The organism is uncultured Algoriphagus sp., from assembly GCF_963974835.1.
GTDB lineage: Bacteria > Bacteroidota > Bacteroidia > Cytophagales > Cyclobacteriaceae > Algoriphagus.
Genome location: NZ_CAXBET010000003.1, coordinates 105,814 through 121,411, shown reverse-complemented (window position 1 = coordinate 121,411; position 15,598 = coordinate 105,814). Strand labels below are relative to the sequence as shown.

15 protein-coding genes are annotated in these 15,598 nt (G+C 39.0%); 7 read left to right on the top strand and 8 right to left on the bottom strand.

Annotation, left to right across the window (positions count from 1 at the left end):
* Nucleotides 1-423: 423 nt before the first annotated feature.
* Nucleotides 424-2,151: a hypothetical protein gene (locus AACZ73_RS08585; RefSeq protein ID WP_339877147.1), complete on the bottom strand. Its 1,728-nt coding sequence runs from the start codon at nucleotides 2,149-2,151 to the stop codon at nucleotides 424-426.
* Between the two features lie 135 nt (nucleotides 2,152-2,286).
* On the opposite strand from AACZ73_RS08585, the gene AACZ73_RS08580 reads away from it, so the two are divergent.
* Complete coding sequence (locus AACZ73_RS08580) at nucleotides 2,287-2,505, top strand: PspC family transcriptional regulator (protein WP_339865933.1); 219 nt, start codon at nucleotides 2,287-2,289, stop codon at nucleotides 2,503-2,505.
* On the opposite strand, the gene AACZ73_RS08575 is transcribed toward AACZ73_RS08580, so the two are convergent.
* Genes AACZ73_RS08575 through hisS form a run of 3 tightly spaced genes read right to left on the bottom strand, consistent with a single transcriptional unit; the run spans nucleotide 2,502 to nucleotide 5,245 of the window.
* Entirely contained in the window at nucleotides 2,502-3,509 is a 1,008-nt protein-coding gene (locus AACZ73_RS08575; protein WP_339877146.1) for a glycosyltransferase family 2 protein, read from the bottom strand. The two genes, AACZ73_RS08580 and AACZ73_RS08575, sit on opposite strands and share 4 nt — an antisense overlap.
* Nucleotides 3,506-3,841: a YbaB/EbfC family nucleoid-associated protein gene (locus tag AACZ73_RS08570; protein WP_339877145.1), complete on the bottom strand. Its 336-nt coding sequence runs from the start codon at nucleotides 3,839-3,841 to the stop codon at nucleotides 3,506-3,508. The genes AACZ73_RS08575 and AACZ73_RS08570 overlap by 4 nt, the downstream gene beginning before the upstream one ends.
* Before the next feature lie 42 nt (nucleotides 3,842-3,883).
* On the bottom strand, nucleotides 3,884-5,245 hold the full coding sequence (gene hisS / locus AACZ73_RS08565; protein ID WP_339877144.1) for a histidine--tRNA ligase: 1,362 nt from the start codon (nucleotides 5,243-5,245) through the stop codon (nucleotides 3,884-3,886).
* Nucleotides 5,246-5,411: 166 nt separating this feature from the next.
* Between hisS and AACZ73_RS08560 the strand changes: the two genes are divergently transcribed.
* Nucleotides 5,412-5,555 (top strand): hypothetical protein, encoded by a 144-nt coding sequence (locus tag AACZ73_RS08560; RefSeq protein ID WP_339877143.1) that lies wholly within the window; start codon nucleotides 5,412-5,414, stop codon nucleotides 5,553-5,555.
* Between the two features lie 223 nt (nucleotides 5,556-5,778).
* On the opposite strand, the gene AACZ73_RS08555 is transcribed toward AACZ73_RS08560, so the two are convergent.
* Nucleotides 5,779-6,288, bottom strand: coding sequence for a metallophosphoesterase family protein (locus tag AACZ73_RS08555; RefSeq protein WP_339877142.1), 510 nt, complete (start codon nucleotides 6,286-6,288; stop codon nucleotides 5,779-5,781).
* A gap of 128 nt (nucleotides 6,289-6,416) precedes the next feature.
* Between AACZ73_RS08555 and AACZ73_RS08550 the strand changes: the two genes are divergently transcribed.
* From AACZ73_RS08550 to AACZ73_RS08540, 3 genes are all read left to right on the top strand, one after another.
* Nucleotides 6,417-6,755, top strand: coding sequence for a rhodanese-like domain-containing protein (locus AACZ73_RS08550; protein ID WP_339877141.1), 339 nt, complete (start codon nucleotides 6,417-6,419; stop codon nucleotides 6,753-6,755).
* Nucleotides 6,752-8,122 carry an NAD-dependent succinate-semialdehyde dehydrogenase gene (locus AACZ73_RS08545; protein ID WP_339877140.1) on the top strand — a complete coding sequence of 457 codons (1,371 nt, stop codon included), beginning with the start codon at nucleotides 6,752-6,754 and terminating at the stop codon, nucleotides 8,120-8,122. Before AACZ73_RS08550 ends, AACZ73_RS08545 begins: the two co-directional genes overlap by 4 nt.
* 83 nt (nucleotides 8,123-8,205) lie before the next feature.
* Nucleotides 8,206-9,183 (top strand): pyruvate dehydrogenase complex E1 component subunit beta, encoded by a 978-nt coding sequence (locus tag AACZ73_RS08540; RefSeq protein ID WP_339877139.1) that lies wholly within the window; start codon nucleotides 8,206-8,208, stop codon nucleotides 9,181-9,183.
* A 294-nt stretch (nucleotides 9,184-9,477) separates the two neighbouring features.
* Here the strand turns inward: AACZ73_RS08540 and AACZ73_RS08535 are convergent, their stop codons facing one another.
* A complete protein-coding gene (locus AACZ73_RS08535) occupies nucleotides 9,478-11,994 on the bottom strand; it encodes a TonB-dependent receptor (protein ID WP_339877138.1) in 2,517 nt (838 codons plus the stop codon).
* A 334-nt stretch (nucleotides 11,995-12,328) separates the two neighbouring features.
* Between AACZ73_RS08535 and AACZ73_RS08530 the strand changes: the two genes are divergently transcribed.
* Both AACZ73_RS08530 and AACZ73_RS08525 read left to right on the top strand, forming a co-directional pair.
* The gene (locus AACZ73_RS08530; protein WP_339877137.1) at nucleotides 12,329-13,402 is read left to right on the top strand and encodes a histidine kinase; all 1,074 of its coding nucleotides are present in this window, start codon (nucleotides 12,329-12,331) and stop codon (nucleotides 13,400-13,402) included.
* Nucleotides 13,403-13,490: 88 nt separating this feature from the next.
* Complete coding sequence (locus AACZ73_RS08525) at nucleotides 13,491-14,234, top strand: LytTR family DNA-binding domain-containing protein (RefSeq protein ID WP_339877136.1); 744 nt, start codon at nucleotides 13,491-13,493, stop codon at nucleotides 14,232-14,234.
* 68 nt (nucleotides 14,235-14,302) lie between these two features.
* Here the strand turns inward: AACZ73_RS08525 and AACZ73_RS08520 are convergent, their stop codons facing one another.
* Complete coding sequence (locus AACZ73_RS08520; RefSeq protein ID WP_339877135.1) at nucleotides 14,303-14,776, bottom strand: hypothetical protein; 474 nt, start codon at nucleotides 14,774-14,776, stop codon at nucleotides 14,303-14,305.
* A 267-nt stretch (nucleotides 14,777-15,043) separates the two neighbouring features.
* A complete protein-coding gene (locus AACZ73_RS08515) occupies nucleotides 15,044-15,529 on the bottom strand; it encodes a hypothetical protein (protein WP_339877134.1) in 486 nt (161 codons plus the stop codon).
* Nucleotides 15,530-15,598 lie beyond the last annotated feature (69 nt).

Here is a 15,598-nt window from a genome sequence, read left to right as displayed (position 1 = left end):
AATCGATTGCGATTGAACTCAAAATAATAGCAAAAGGTCATCTCCTGCTTTGCAGGATTCTTTTGCGACTATACCGCGGCTTTTTTAAAAACCAACTAATGAGAAACCTTTAGGTTTGAGAGCATCTGTAAGTGATGCTGCATAGGTGAGGGCACACTTCTTCTTAAGTAGAATAGGTCATAGGCAAATATTTTGGGTTACAAGAATTGTACTAAAGCATCAATGTTAAAGATTCTAAAACAAATTTCAAATTCAAAGGCTAAAATAAAATTTGGATTTTTTTAGGCTAACTGCACTAATTAGAATCTTTTGACTCGAATACTGCGTCAATTTAAGGTATTTCGTGACTAAACCAAAAATCAGAATAATCCAATTCACACTTTTTGAATTAATACTGTAGGCAAATAATTAATAGATTGTTACTTATTTTTCATTTATGGTAACAGATGACTTAAAAATTTGGAAAAATTCATCAGATGACCTGATTTCTTCAAAAATCGGATCTACCAAAGCTTTCTGATAAATTAATTCACTTGCATGTATTGCCTTATCCAATTGCAGCAAAGCTATCTCCGTTTGACCACTTGCTGCAGCGATCATCGCTAATCCGTAAAAACCATATCCATAGTTTCTACCTGCCATCACTGATTCCTCGAAGGATAAACTAGCATTGGCAAAATCCTTCGAAAGAAAATAAGCTAAGCCCTTATTAAAAAAATCCTTGGGTTCGGTATAGTCGTAGTCAAATCGTAAAGTTGCCAGCTTGTAATCACCTCTCATAATATCCAGGGCTCCTCTCAAGCTTTCATTATACTTTAGAAAATCCTCATCCCGGGTCAAAACGGATGCATCTGAAAGTTTTTTGTAGGCATCCCAGGTTTTGCCTTGCAGCACCATAATTTGCCCTTGATTATGTAGCACATAAGGATCAGTACCAATTTTAGAAGCCTGATAAAGCAGGTTTTCCGCTTCCTTCCAAAGTTTTTTCTTTGCTTCCTCATCGAGGGTGCGCTGAGCCAAACGCATCTTCACTACTGCCAAATTATTATATGGAATTACCGATCGAAATAACTCTGTCATCTTGCTGTAAATCTCCGCTTTATCCTCAAGCCTAGGTGCGGTTTCACCTGCTATGGCCCAGTCAGTCAGATCAAGTCCAGAGCTAATTGCGTTTTCTCCCAAAGCTTTTTGCAGCAACGCTGACTGAGCTTGATTAAGACCTGGAAGTGGCTTTGCCACCACCTCAATTTTAACAGCCCTGAGGCTTGGAAATAAATCAGCAGCTACCTGACTGAACCCAGCAATCTTCCTTAGGGACTGACTTTGAGATTCGTAGTCTAGTCCATTTAGCAAAACAGCATAATATTGATCCTTTCTCTGAGTGGAGAGCTTTTCATATTCCCGCAGCTGCAGCCTAAAATCAAACCAGTCATTCCATCGTGAACTTAGCTGCATTAAAGAATCCCTAATCCTAATATTGGATTCCTCCAATAGCCGTTTTACAGACTCTGCTCTATCAATCCCTAACTTACTGCTTCTCCCTTCTGATACTTCCGGAGATTGTGTTCCTATTACTCTCATAGAAACCACTGAGCTGTTTTCTGTCAAAAAAGTCTTCAAGTCAGCGATTGCCTGCGTGTTTGAATTTGTCATTTTTACTGAAGAGGACCCAGCATCAAATCTAATCAGGAATTCTTTGGTCCGGGACATATCTCTATCCATGGCTCCAGTGGAAATAAAAAGTCCTACTTGCGGAATAGGTTCATCTGAATTGACATGGCCAATTTTTGCCAACAATGGAGTAGTAATAATTCCCCTCGCTAGAATCTTTTTCTGATATGGTTCAGTTTGTTCCTTCTTTCCCTGAAAAAATTGTGTCTCTAAATAGGCTCCCTCCATCCAAGGCTCATATGCGAGGGCAAAAGATTTTTTATAAGCATATTCAGCTACATTCTTTGTCAGCTCTATCTCATCAAAGAGAATCGAATTTTCGGACGATTTGAGTAGAATAATTATTTTTGGGTTCTTGGGACTTAGTGCGGATTCAATAGGAATCGTCCCTGTGACTTCAAAACGGACGGAATCCCTGAAGAATTCCAGCTTGCCGGGAGTTACTCTGGAATCTTTTAAAAAATCAGTCTCGGGCACCATTATTGAACTGCAGATGAGCGGCAATAATATCACTATCAGGAGAAACGGCCTTTTACTAAACAATTGGTATATCATTCTTATTTATTAAATCGCAAGAGTTTTACTAAATTTACTGAAACGAAACCACCTATAATTATGGAAAAACTGAAAATATTCTTCGAAGAAAGAGCATTTGGAGTTTGCTCACGCATGGGTGAAAAGCTCAATTTCCCTATAGATAGTATTCGCTTATTTTTTATTTACGCTTCTTTCGTTACTATGGGCTCTCCTGTCATTTTATATGTAAGCATGGCGATGACGATGAAAATCAGGAAATTTTTCAGAAAAAAGAACAATCCAGTTCTATTCGATTAAAGTTCATCAAAGGTCCTTTTTCCTAATATCTTCCAATTCCAAAAGATAAGATTGACTTTTCCAACTCGTTCCACCTCTTTTCTTCCTTCCAGATTGGGGTGAAATCTCCCTAATGAGCCCTTCATTAAATTAAAGTCACTATACCCCTTCTTTATCGCTTTCGAATATTCCCTTTTTCCCTGAGTTAAGTAACTTAACGCAGCTAAGTGCTCTAACAAAGACTTGACCACAAAAATCTTCGCAAACCTATTCCTGCTTTCATTTTTATAAACCATACTCAGGCTATTCCTAATATTTAAATACAGTTTCCTAGGATTTGCCCTATCCAGGGTTGCCCCACCTAGGTGAAACACTTTGATATTTCCGTTGTAGCCAATTTTCCATCCTGATTTCCGAAAGCGCCAGCAAAGATCAATTTCTTCCATATGGGCAAAAAAACTTGTATCGAAACCCAACAATTCATGGAAAGGTGCAGCTTTTAGCACCATGCAAGCGCCTGATGCCCAATCCACATCAATGATATCATTGTACTTCCCCTCATCTTTTTCAATAGTGTCCCAAATCCTCCCCCTACAATAAGGATAGCCATAAGCATCCAAAAAACCTCCACCTGCTCCTGCGTAGTCAAAGGTATCTTTGTTTTTCCAAGACAGAATTTTTGGTTGAAGCGCAGCATATTCTGGATTTGCTTCCATCCAAGAGATCAGATCAAGATCCCACGCAGGAGTTACCTCGACATCCGAATTAAGCAATATATAATATGAATATTGACCCTTTAGCAGGTCAAGCCCCTTATTGTAGCCTCCGGCAAAACCAAAATTCTCTTCAAGTTTTATCTGCTTAATCCTCGGATAGTTTTTATCTAAATAATCAAGTGAATTGTCTGTACTAGAATTATCAACTACCCAAACGTCGTAAGCACTATGCATACAAACTGAAGGAAGAAATGTCTTTAGCATTTCTTCCCCGTTGTAATTCAGTATGACGATGGCGCAGATGCTCATCCAAACATGCCGCCTAAATCCATCCCTGGGATGTTAGGAATCATGCCTTCCGTAGCGGCTTTCATCTCCGCTTTGATTTTTACTTCAATGGCGGTCATCGCGATATTGGTGGCTGCCACGATCAGATCGCTGAGCATCTCCTTATCCTTTGGAGAAAGCAAGGAATCATCGAATTCTATGCTAACAACTTTCCTGTCGCCGTTTACAGTCACTTTTACCATCCCGGCACCTGATTCTCCCGTTGCCGTCAGATAAACAAGCTTGGCCTGTGTTTCTTTAATTTTTGCTTGGGCCTCTTTTACTTTGCCCATCATGCCCATTATATCAAACATATATTTCTAATTAAAATCTCCTATAAAATTATGATGTTGAATTTACTTTAATCGTTTTATCGCCTCTTCTAAACTAACAGATTCCTGAGTTCCAGTTTCAAGATTTTTCAATGCTATTACATTGGCTTTAATTTCGTCATCTCCACATATCCCAACAAATGGAATAGATTTCTTATCTGCAAAATCTAATTGCTTTTTCATTTTAGTCACATCCGGAAAAACCTCGGCTTTGATTCCTTCTTCCCGGAATTTTCTCAAAAGACTTAAAGCATAAACAAATGCTTTCTCATCAAAGTGCGCCAAAAGCAGTTTAGTGCTCTGAATGCTATCCTGCGGAAATAAATCCAACTCCTCCAACACATCATATAGACGATCCACCCCGAAGGAAAATCCGACCCCGGACATTCCTGAAAGTCCAAAAACTCCAGTTAGGTTATCGTATCGACCACCACCACTGACGGATCCTATGGACACATTGTTCACTTTTACTTCAAAAATCGCCCCTGTATAATAAGAGAGACCTCGGGCAAGCATAATATCCAGATCAACGAAATCCAGGTTCTCACCCATGTCAGTCAGTATTTGAAATACCTCTTCCAATTCGCTAACTCCCTGAAGACCTATATCACTGGTCGCTAAGAACTCCTTAAGAAAAGCCAACTTACCGGTCTGATCAGCTTCCAATTGCACAAGCGGAGTCAATTTTTCTATTGAATCAGCAGCAAAATCTCTTTCACTTAATTCCTCTTTTACTTTATCCCAGCCGATCTTATCCAGCTTATCTATAGCTACACAGAGCGGGCCTTCTTTGCCAGCTTCTCCGATTGCTTCAGAAATTCCAGTTAAGATTTTTCTATTATTCAGCTTAATGCTGTAATCATTCAGTTTTAGTTTTGCAAAAACGGATCTGATCATCAGGATAATCTCTGCTTCGCAAAGCAAACTATCAGTCCCTACCACATCTGCATCACACTGATAAAATTCACGGTACCTACCCTTCTGAGGCCGATCTGCACGCCAAACCGGCTGAATCTGAAAACGCTTAAATGGAAAGGTCAACTCATTTCTATTCATCACCACAAAGCGGGCAAATGGAACAGTCAGATCATATCGTAAGCCTTTCTCTGACACTTTGGTCAACGTCTGCTTGAAACCATTTTCCAAATCTTCCGCACCCACATTTTTGAGATAATCTCCGCTATTTAAAATCTTGAACAGCAACTGATCACCTTCATCCCCATATTTCCCAGTCAAGGTGCTAAGATTCTCCATTGCCGGAGTCTCTATTTGATTGTAGCCAAAAAGTTGAAAAGTACCTTTGATTGTGTCTAGGATATAATTTCTTCTGGCCATCTGGATTGTTCCAAAATCTCGGGTTCCTTTTGGCAGACTCGGCTTTTGCATAGCTTGTTTTTTGGTGATTAGCTGCCAAATTTATTCAAAAAAAAGGAAACGCTCCCTGATATCGTGAAAGTCAAAGAATTAAATCCCAAATTAATTTAGGCTAAAAAGAAATCTTTATTTACTTTTGCGACTCGTTTCGAAACAATACTATTAAAAATATACGACCATGGCAGTTACTACACTGAAGAGAAAACTTAAAAGAAAAAGACAATCTCAGACCACACGTGTGATTAAGATCAAGCAATTGTCTGCTCAGCCTGTAATCAGAAACGTGGACGTTGAAGAACTTAAGAAGTCTTTCGGGAAATAATTATTATTTCTGCAAAAACATTTAAGGCGATCAAATGATCGCCTTTTTTGGTTTCTAGTTTTTTTTGAGACTTAAGATGTTAGACACAAGACATTAGAAATAATATAAACTGAAGTGGTTTGTGAGACACAAACCACGGCACAGAGGTCAGTTCCAAAGCCGACTGAGACTGCGACTGAAAACTGCCACTCTCCCACTTTTCACTTCTTACCACTTACAAACTTCACAAAACCTTCCCTCTTTTCCCCAATTCCACCACTCGGAGATTTTTTACTTGACCAGCCTCCATATCAAACAGTAACATCGTCCGCATCACATGGAATCCATGCTGACCAATCGCCCCAGGATTCATGTAAAGGCAATTGACTGTCTTATCAAATTCTACTTTACAAATATGAGAATGGCCACAGATAAATAGATGTGGAACAAATTCTTTGATTTTAATTTTTATGCCTTTTGCGTAGCGGGGAGGTTTGCCCCCGATGTGTGTCATGAGCACCTTTACCCCTTCCAGCACAAATTCCTGCCATTCCGGATAGGCTCGCTGCATATCTTGATCATCAATATTCCCAAAAACTGCCCGAACAGGCTTTCCTTGAGGTAATGCATCCATCACTTCAAAACTCCCAATATCACCGGCATGCCAAATCTCATCTACATCAGCCAGATAGGCGAGGGTTTTGTGGTCTATGTAACTGTGTGAATCTGATATGAGAGCTATTTTGATGGACATTTGTATTTAATCTTGCTAAATTTTCAATTCAATATGGATTCTCAATTTTTCACATCAAACTCAAAACCATCAAACTTCAAAATTTCCTCATTTTATTAGTTGCCTTTGCATTTATCAATATAAATTTCGTGCAAGCACAATCCTCAAAAGTAAAGGCACTTAGCCCTTCGGAATTTGAAGGACTGATGAAGAATAAGGGTGCGGTTAAAGTTTTAGATGTGCGTACATCGGAAGAAATGGCAGGGGGATATTTGCCTGGCGCAATAAACATTGATTTCAACAGCGATAATTTCAAGAGCGAGATATCGAAGTTAGATAAGAAAAGAACATATTTGATTTACTGTAAAGCTGGAGGCAGGTCCAATGAAGCGGCAACTATTTTGCAGGAAGCTGGATTTACCCACTTGTATTCTTTAGAGGGCGGCATTGACGCCTGGCAAGAAGCTGGAAAACCCATAAAAAAATGACATTAATTAAATCAATCAATCCCTATACAGGGGAAATATTATCAGAGTTTCATTCATTATCAGAAAAAGAAATCGAAGAAAAGCTTAGCGCTGCTTCGGTCGCATTTTCTAATTGGAAGGATACAGATTTTACAAAAAGAGCTGAATTAATGGAAAAGGCAGCTAAAGTTTTAAAGGACAGGCGAGAAAAATACGCCAAAATCATTTCTCAGGAAATGGGAAAGGTCATCAAAGAATCTTTAGCTGAGGTGGACAAATGTGCTTTGGTCTGTGAATATTACGCCGAGAATGGTGCTAAATTCTTAGAAGAGGAACCAATAAGTTTGCCTGAGGGTAAAAAAGCGAAAGTAATCCATCAGCCTTTGGGTACTATTTTAGCAGTGATGCCTTGGAACTTTCCTTTTTGGCAAGTTTTCCGCTTTGCCGCTCCTACTCTGATGGCGGGAAATGTGGGCGTCTTAAAACACGCTTCAAACGTGCCTCAATGCTCATTAGCAATAGAAGAGTTATTTACAGAAGCAGGTTTTCCAACTGGAGTTTTTCAAAGTTTATTAATCGATTCTGAGGCAACCACCAAACTTATAGAAGACGATAGAATCAAAGCGGTCACGCTTACGGGAAGCGAAAAAGCTGGTGCTTCTGTTGCGTCTGCGGCTGGAAAGCAAATAAAAAAATCACTGCTTGAACTTGGCGGCAGTGATCCTTTTATTGTATTAAAAGATGCAGACCTGAAAAAAGCTGCGGAAACAGCTGTGAAAGCACGAATGGTAAACTTTGGCCAAAGCTGTATTGCAGCTAAAAGGTTTATTATCGAGGAAGATATTTACGATGAATTCCTTACACTTTTTGTTAATCATATAAACAAGTTAAAAGAAGGCAACCCAATGGAAGAGGAATCTGATTTCGCCTGCATGGCAAGACCAGATCTGGCCAAGGAATTATATGATCAAGTAGACAAGTCTGTAAAAGCGGGAGCTACTTTACTTTTGGGAGGCAAAGAGCCAGAAGATGGGTCTTCTTCATTCACACCCACAATTTTAACAGACATTCCAACTACAGCTCCAGCCTATTATGAGGAGCTTTTCGGTCCTGTTGCTACCATTTTCAAAGTTAAAAACGAGGAAGATGCAATAGTTCTGGCTAATGATTCTGAATTTGGTCTTGGCGCCTCAATTTGGTCAGAAGACAAAGAAAAAGCGGAGCGACTGGCTGCAAAAATAGAAAGTGGAGCAGTCTTTATAAATGCCATGGTAGCTTCAAATCCGCACTTACCTTTTGGTGGAGTCAAAAAATCAGGATATGGGCGTGAATTGAGCAGATACGGGATTTTGGAGTTCGTTAATTCCAAAACGGTGTATTTGGGCTAATCTATTAGGGATAAAGCAGGGTTTATTTTTGGTTTTGGCCAATTCCTTTCTATTTTTACGAGCCAAAATTTTGTCATAAACTAATGAGAGAAATACAGTTTCGAGAAGCCCTAAGAGAGGCAATGTCTGAAGAAATGAGACGTGATAAAGACGTTTTTCTGATAGGCGAGGAAGTTGCTGAATACAACGGAGCTTACAAAGTATCCCAAGGAATGCTGGATGAATTCGGTCCCGAGCGTATCTATGACACTCCAATATCAGAACTTGGATTTTCAGGATTAGCTGTAGGCGCTGCGATGAATGGCCTTAAGCCAATCGTCGAGTTCATGACTTTCAACTTCTCTCTGGTTGCCATAGATCAGATTATCAATTCAGCTGCTAAAATGCTTGCCATGTCTGGTGGAGCATACAGCGTACCGGTTGTATTCAGAGGTCCTACGGGAAATGCTGGTCAACTAGGAGCTACTCACTCTTCTAACTTTGAAAATTGGTTTGCCAATACTCCAGGTTTGAAAGTAATCGTCCCTTCTAATCCTTACGATGCCAAAGGCTTGATGAAAGCCGCCATCCGTGACCCTGATCCAGTGATCTTCATGGAGTCTGAAGTGATGTATTCTGATAAGGGAGAAGTACCTGAGGGAGAATATCTACTTCCTATCGGTGTAGCGGATGTTAAGCGAAAAGGTAAAGACGTCACTGTGATTTCATTCGGGAAAATGATGAAAGTTGCTTTGGAAGCAGCAGAAGAAATGGCCAAAGAAGGTATAGAAGCCGAGGTTATCGATCTTCGTACGGTGAGACCGATTGATTATGCTACTTGTCTGGAATCTGTAAAGAAAACCAACCGTGTAGTGATCGTAGAGGAAGCCAATCCCATAGCAGGTATTTCATCTGAATTGACTTATCACTTCCAGCGCTATGCTTTCGATTACCTGGATTCACCAGTTATCAGAGTGAATTCTATGGATATTCCTTTGAGCTACTCCCCTACTTATATTGAGGCTACTTTGCCAAATGTAAAGAGAACTGTAGATGCTATTAAGAAAGTCTGCTACAAATAGACCTTTCCAATCCTAATAAAAAAGTCCGGCTTCTAAAATATGAAGCCGGACTTTTTACTTTTCTATCCAAGCAGTTCATCCACAAAAGTGATTATCAGATACATCAATGGGTTTAAATTGAATTGACCCTAGACTGACTTGCAGGCAGATTTCAAAAATTGAACTTGGGTATGAATTGTGTTCTTTGTTCGCTCTACTTACTTAATTAAATAAAATACTAACCATAAAAAAGCCCGCCCTCAATTAAGGACGGGTTTTTCTCTTGTAACCCAATCTACTATTTACTTTCTTTAATTATTTATTCTGCTGGATCTCAGCTCCTCCACCTTCGTTTCCACCTTCTTTCAAGTCATCGTTATTCACCGATTTCTTTCTTCTTTGTCTCTGATCCACACTAAGTTTGCCGATTCTGTAGCTGAAGTTGATTTTAAAATTCATGTTACGCATGATGTTCGTGCTGTTCTGAACAATGGTAGGAGTAACAATCTCATTTTTGATTTTGAATTCTTTAGTAAGGAAGTTGTCCGCTCCAAAACCTATAGTTCCTCTTTTCTCAGCAAACTGTTTGTTCAATCCTAAGCCGTATGCTGCAAATCCTCCAGAAGATCCCTGTAATTCTACTTGACGTCCTCTGGCAAAGGTAAATAATTGTATTTGCCAGTCTTTTGGTAAAGTATAGTTACCAAACATACGACCACTTACTACAAAACCTTCGTTTGATGCGGCATAAAGCGGATCTGAAAGACCATTATCAAGCATAGAATAGTATAGATCTATACTTCCGTTTAACGAGAACTTATCGCTAATACTGATATTGGTGAAGATGTTTGTTCCAATTGCATTTTCATGGCCGATGTTATCATATCCGGTATAGATGATTCCATCATCGCCTACAGTTCTAACTGATTGGATAGATCCCGTTGTATTTCTAAAGAACCCACTGAAGCTAACCATTGTGCCTTTAAAGAAGGTGCTGTAACCCAACTCGTAATTGTCAGTATATTCTGGATCCAACTCAGGATTACCTTGTGATACCTGTAGTGGATTTGAAGCATCAATATTTGGATTCAAATATCTAAGTGATGGACGTGAAATTCTTCTGTTGTAAGCAGCCTTGATCAAGTTGCCATTTGCAAGCTTTCTACTCAAGTTCAAACTAGGAACGAGTGTCCCATAAGAAGGAATATCAGCAGTGGTAGATTCAGTTTTAAAATCTGCATTGATGGTAGTGTATTCGTATCTTAATCCTGGCTTGATTGTATAATTTTTAAATAATGTCGCAGTGTAAGAAACATAACCTGCTGTTACATTTTGATCGTAGCTGAATTCATTACTTAAATTAGGATTAAGATCTTCCACGTATTCTCCATCAGCACCTTCAGCCTGGAAGTACGCAAAGTCAGAGTACGCTTTTCTCAAAATTGTCTTTGCCCCGTATTCTAAAATGGATTGTCCTTCTTTTCCTAGAGGCTCAACGAAGTCAAGTTGAACAGTAAACTCCTCGTTTTTGCTAGGATTGTCATTTTTCAAGCGGGAGTCTATGGTAGACATATCCTCCTCAAAAAGAGTATTCACAAAATAATTCTCTCTATTGTCACGATTATACAGCGTTAATACTGAAATCTCTTTTCCTTTCTTCTCAAAAGTTTTGGTGTAATTCAGGCTAACATCAACTGAATTTGAGTTGTCTTTAGTGTCAGTTTCTCTAAGCGCATTTCTCAATAAGTTCTCATCAACGAAATTCTGGGTAAGAAAACCATCCTGATAGCTTGATCTGTTTCTTATACCAAAATTAACTGCGGCTGTCAGGAAATTATACTTATCAATCTCGTAATCAACTCCGAAATTATATCTTCCAAAAAGCTGATTGCTCTTAGTATCTGCAGACTGGATTACGGTAGAGGTAGTTCCATCAGTATTGTTTAGCACCTGCATGTTCTCGAAGCTACCATTGATATTATAGCCAGCTCTACCAAATCCACCTAATGTAAATCCGAATTTACCTTTCCTTGCGCTCGCGTTTAATCCAAAATCAGAACCTCTCAAACCAACACCTGTACGAATGTTGGCAGACATTCCTTGAAGGTTATTCTTTTTGGTTACGATATTAATTACACCTGAAGTTCCCTCCGCATCGTATTTCGCAGAAGGTGAAGTTATTACTTCCACAGATTTGATCTCATCCGCAGGAATCTGCTTCAATGCATCGGAAATGCTACTTGCCGCAATAGCAGAAGGCCTACCATCTATCAACACTGTAATATTGCTGGATCCTCTCATGGACACGTTACCGTCCAGATCGACAGAAAGCATAGGTACTCTTCTTAGTACGTCCGTGCCATCACCACCAGCAGTAGTCTTGTCGTTTTCAGCTTTATAGATAGTACGATCCACGCGCTCTTCTATCAAGTCACGCTGACCCTGAACTGTCACTTCTTCAAGGGCTAAGCCCTCATCAGTCATTTCAATTTCACCAATATTCACATCACCGGTTTTAGAAACTACTTCGATACCGTTTATGGATTTAGTCTCAAAGCCCAAAAAACTTATTTTCAGATCATAGGTCCCAGGATCCATACCTGTGATAAAAAATTTCCCATCTCCATCTGCAACAGCACCGGCAATATTTGTGTCACTCCCAGCCACATAGAGTGCGGCAGTAGCATAAGCAACCGGATCGCCAGTTTTCATATCTTTGGCAATACCAATAATTTTGGAAGGAGATGTCACTCTCCCCGGAGCCTGCTGGGCAATCACACCACTCGTGCTGATCAGAAGAAGTAATACGATAATGTTAAATAATTTTTTCATTTGTAGTAGATAGTTGCTCAATTGAACTGATGAATAGAAAGACTCCTTCTTAAAATTGAAGCCCTTTTTACTCATCAGTTAACTCCGATTCTTGGACTTCGTGTTATTTGATACCTCAAAACAACAGGGTTTGTTTCGCAGTATTTCTTCAAATAGACGGCTGGGAGGGTTTCATCGACAAACAGCCAGTTTCATCAGATAAAACAGATATATTGACCGATGACTCATTTTATCCGCCTATATCGACAACTGGTAGTCAAAACAGCCTGATTCGCAGATTACATTTTATATAAAGAGCGGGTTTACGTTAGTTTGGATACTGAAAATCAGATTTATGATCAATCTAAGTCCCAAAAGAAGAGTTTCGATTCTAGTACACATTCTCGGCTGGTCCATGCTCAGCACTGTGCTTCTTCTCCTCTCTCCTCTTTCTTGGCGTGTTGATATTCCTGTAGAGTTTTGGATTCGCCAAGTATTCATGGCACTTCTTCTTCTTTGCATATTTTATGTAAACATGCTGTGGTTTGTCCCGAAGGTTTTATTGAAGGGAAAGCTTGCTGTATTCCTTTTGACTATCACTCTTGGAGGAGTGCTTTTTGTAGGAGTTCTTATATACGCAGAGAATTTTTTGAATTTACCGGAATTGATGCACAGGGCTTTTAATCCAGATGAACCCTATTTTCCTAAACCACGCAGAACTTCGGGAGACATTTTCAATGTCATGCTGTATTTACTTACCATAGGAATCAGTACTTCAGTAGCATCAGTACAGAAGTGGCAAAAGGATGAAGCGCTGCGAAGAGAATTGGATCAGCAACGGATCAACACTGAACTTTCCTATCTGAAAGCTCAGATCAATCCGCATTTCTTTTTTAATACGCTGAATAATATCTACGCACTTACCAATCTGGATGTGAAAAAGGCTCAAGAAGCTCTTTTGAAACTCTCCCGGATGATGAGGTACGTTCTATACGAAAATCAGAAAAATGAAACTTTGCTTAGTCGTGAGGTAGGTTTTATCAATGACTATATAGAACTGATGAAAATGAGACTGACTGAGAAAGTCTCCCTGAATATCTCAATTGACGAACCAAAGGATGATCTGGTGATCGCTCCTATGCTTTTGCTTCCTTTTATGGAAAACTCTTTTAAGCATGGGGTAAGCAGTCAGCAACAGAGCGAAATTCTGATAAAATTAGAGGTTATGGGAAATACACTTTTCTTCGAAACCCGAAATCATATTTTTCCTGTTCATGCAGAAAGTCCTGAAGTTAAAGAAAATGGAATCGGTCTGGTAAACACGCAAAGAAGACTCAGCCTTTTATATCCGGATAAACATCGTCTCAAATTTGGTAAAGACGAGGCAAAGCAGGAGTATTGGGTAAATCTCACAATCAATCTCGGATGAAATCGACCGAGATCAAATACTTCGAAACAGGAATGATAAAAAGATTTGCGAGATTTCATCTGACCAATCAAAACCAAAAAAGCAATAGATGAAACTCAACTGCGTAGCCATAGACGATGAGCCTTTAGCGCTGGAATTGCTGAGCAAATTCATCGAGCAAACTTCCTTTTTGAATCTCATCGGAAAGTTCTCGAATGCCATCGAAGCTTTGGGTTTTATCAATCAAAATGAAGTGCAATTGGCTTTTATGGATATTCAAATGCCTGATTTGTCTGGCATGGAGCTAGCACGTGTATTGGATGGAAAAAAAAATTCTGACAAGACCAGAATTATCTTTGCGACAGCATATCACCAATTTGCCATCGAAGGGTACAAAGTAGAAGCCCTTGACTACTTACTCAAACCTTACAGCTACGAAGACTTCTTGAATGCTGCCACCAAAGCATTTTCTTACTTCGAAAGGCAGGATTCAGCAAGAAATGAATCAACATCTGTGGAAGCTGTCGCTCCGGAATATATTTTTTTGAAAGTAGAGTATCAGCTCGTCAAGGTGATGCTTAAAGACATAGCGTACATTGAGGCATATAAGGATTATGTAAAAGTCCATTTGCTATCCAAACCCAACCCGCTGCTTTCTCTTACCAGTCTGAAAAGTATGGAGGAAATGTTGCCATCAGATAAATTTATGCGAGTGCACCGATCCTATATTGTGGCGCTGGATCACATAGATTCAGTTTCAAAAAATGTAATCCAGGTCGGCAAAAATCATATTACTGTCAGTGACAACTACAAAGAGTCATTCTTGGAGTTTATGAGTCGCTGGATGAATTGATGTGGAATTTGGTCAAAAAAAGGCTGTTTCCGTGGAGGAAAACAGCCCTTTTCGATAAAATATTTTTATCAATCAATCTTGATATAAGGAATTGATGGTGAACAATTAGCATTCGGCGGGCATATAAACGAAAGCTGTGTATAATTCTCTTGAATAAGGTAATCGGAATAAAAATCAGAACCTTCCGTAAGGATTAAATCAGCTTTTGGCAAATAATATATATCGAAGAAGTTCATTCCGTAATTGTCCTGCCAACGTAATGTAACTTTTCCATCCACAATAGTGTAAGTCCCATGGTAGTAAGATCTGTAGCCCAGAATATTATCATTCCCTCCCTCAGTGGTATAGTTTTCAGAATAAAATGTACCGTCGGAATTTAACTCGATCGTATTCACTAGATCCAATGTCTCCCCTGTCCTTTCAATTTCAGTAGTGGACACATATTTACCTTCAATTTGGGAGTTTGGAGATGGTTCCTCCACATCTTTACAACTAAAAATAATTAGAGCCAAGGCAACGAATGGTAATAGTTTATTTTTCATAGTGGATTGGAATTTAATTAATGATAAAATTTGCTTAGAAAAACGAAAGACGAAATCTTAAACTTTACGGAGATCAGGTTAGAAACGCTACAAGCAAGTTGATGTTTTTATATAAAATTCATCCAAAAAAAAACTTATCGGTAAGTAAAAACTATGAGAAGTAATACTTGGAATTTATGAGTCGCTGGATGCATTAATTGGGTTAGATACAAAAAGAAAGGCTGTTTCAGTGGAGGAAACCAGCCTTTTATATTATTCAGTTGCTATTCAATCAACCTTTACATATATCTCGGGAGGAGCGCAATTCACATTTAAATCACAGATGAACAAATGAGTTAATTGGGAATAATTCTCGTGGATAGAATAATCTTTGGTAGAACCTTGGCCTTCAGATGGCCGCAAATCCTCTTTAGGTAAATAAAGGACATCATTTTCATAATACATCGAAGTAATATCACCAAAGCTTAAAGTTAAAATATCATTTTTGATAGTATAAGTACCAGTGTAGTATCTTGTGTATCCTAATATTTCCTCTTTACCAGATTCAGTTGCATAATCTTCTCCATAAAGTGTCCCATCTGATTTAAATTTCAGTGTATGTACATAATCAATATCGCCTAAAGGTGTGCTTACTACATACGACGAAAGATATTTTCCTTCGACTTGTACATATGGGCTGATACTGTCATTATCATCTTTGCAGCTAAAAAGAATAGCGAACAGTACGAACAGAGCAAGCTGTTTTATTTTCATCTGAGAATTGATTTGTGTGGAATAAAAGTTTTGGCTGATAGATTGAAATCAAAATCTTAAACTTTACGT

Coding starts and splice junctions, on each gene's coding strand:
- hisS (WP_339877144.1), bottom strand. CDS start 5,245: ATGCAAAAGCCGAGTCTGCCAAAAGGAACCCGAGATTTTGGAACAATC.
- AACZ73_RS08525 (WP_339877136.1), top strand. CDS start 13,491: ATGAAACTCAACTGCGTAGCCATAGACGATGAGCCTTTAGCGCTGGAA.
- AACZ73_RS08520 (WP_339877135.1), bottom strand. CDS start 14,776: ATGAAAAATAAACTATTACCATTCGTTGCCTTGGCTCTAATTATTTTT.
- AACZ73_RS08540 (WP_339877139.1), top strand. CDS start 8,206: ATGAGAGAAATACAGTTTCGAGAAGCCCTAAGAGAGGCAATGTCTGAA.
- AACZ73_RS08555 (WP_339877142.1), bottom strand. CDS start 6,288: ATGTCCATCAAAATAGCTCTCATATCAGATTCACACAGTTACATAGAC.
- AACZ73_RS08585 (WP_339877147.1), bottom strand. CDS start 2,151: ATGGTGCCCGAGACTGATTTTTTAAAAGATTCCAGAGTAACTCCCGGC.
- AACZ73_RS08535 (WP_339877138.1), bottom strand. CDS start 11,994: ATGAAAAAATTATTTAACATTATCGTATTACTTCTTCTGATCAGCACG.
- AACZ73_RS08570 (WP_339877145.1), bottom strand. CDS start 3,841: ATGTTTGATATAATGGGCATGATGGGCAAAGTAAAAGAGGCCCAAGCA.
- AACZ73_RS08545 (WP_339877140.1), top strand. CDS start 6,752: ATGACATTAATTAAATCAATCAATCCCTATACAGGGGAAATATTATCA.
- AACZ73_RS08560 (WP_339877143.1), top strand. CDS start 5,412: ATGGCAGTTACTACACTGAAGAGAAAACTTAAAAGAAAAAGACAATCT.
- AACZ73_RS08515 (WP_339877134.1), bottom strand. CDS start 15,529: ATGAAAATAAAACAGCTTGCTCTGTTCGTACTGTTCGCTATTCTTTTT.
- AACZ73_RS08575 (WP_339877146.1), bottom strand. CDS start 3,509: ATGAGCATCTGCGCCATCGTCATACTGAATTACAACGGGGAAGAAATG.
- AACZ73_RS08580 (WP_339865933.1), top strand. CDS start 2,287: ATGGAAAAACTGAAAATATTCTTCGAAGAAAGAGCATTTGGAGTTTGC.
- AACZ73_RS08530 (WP_339877137.1), top strand. CDS start 12,329: ATGATCAATCTAAGTCCCAAAAGAAGAGTTTCGATTCTAGTACACATT.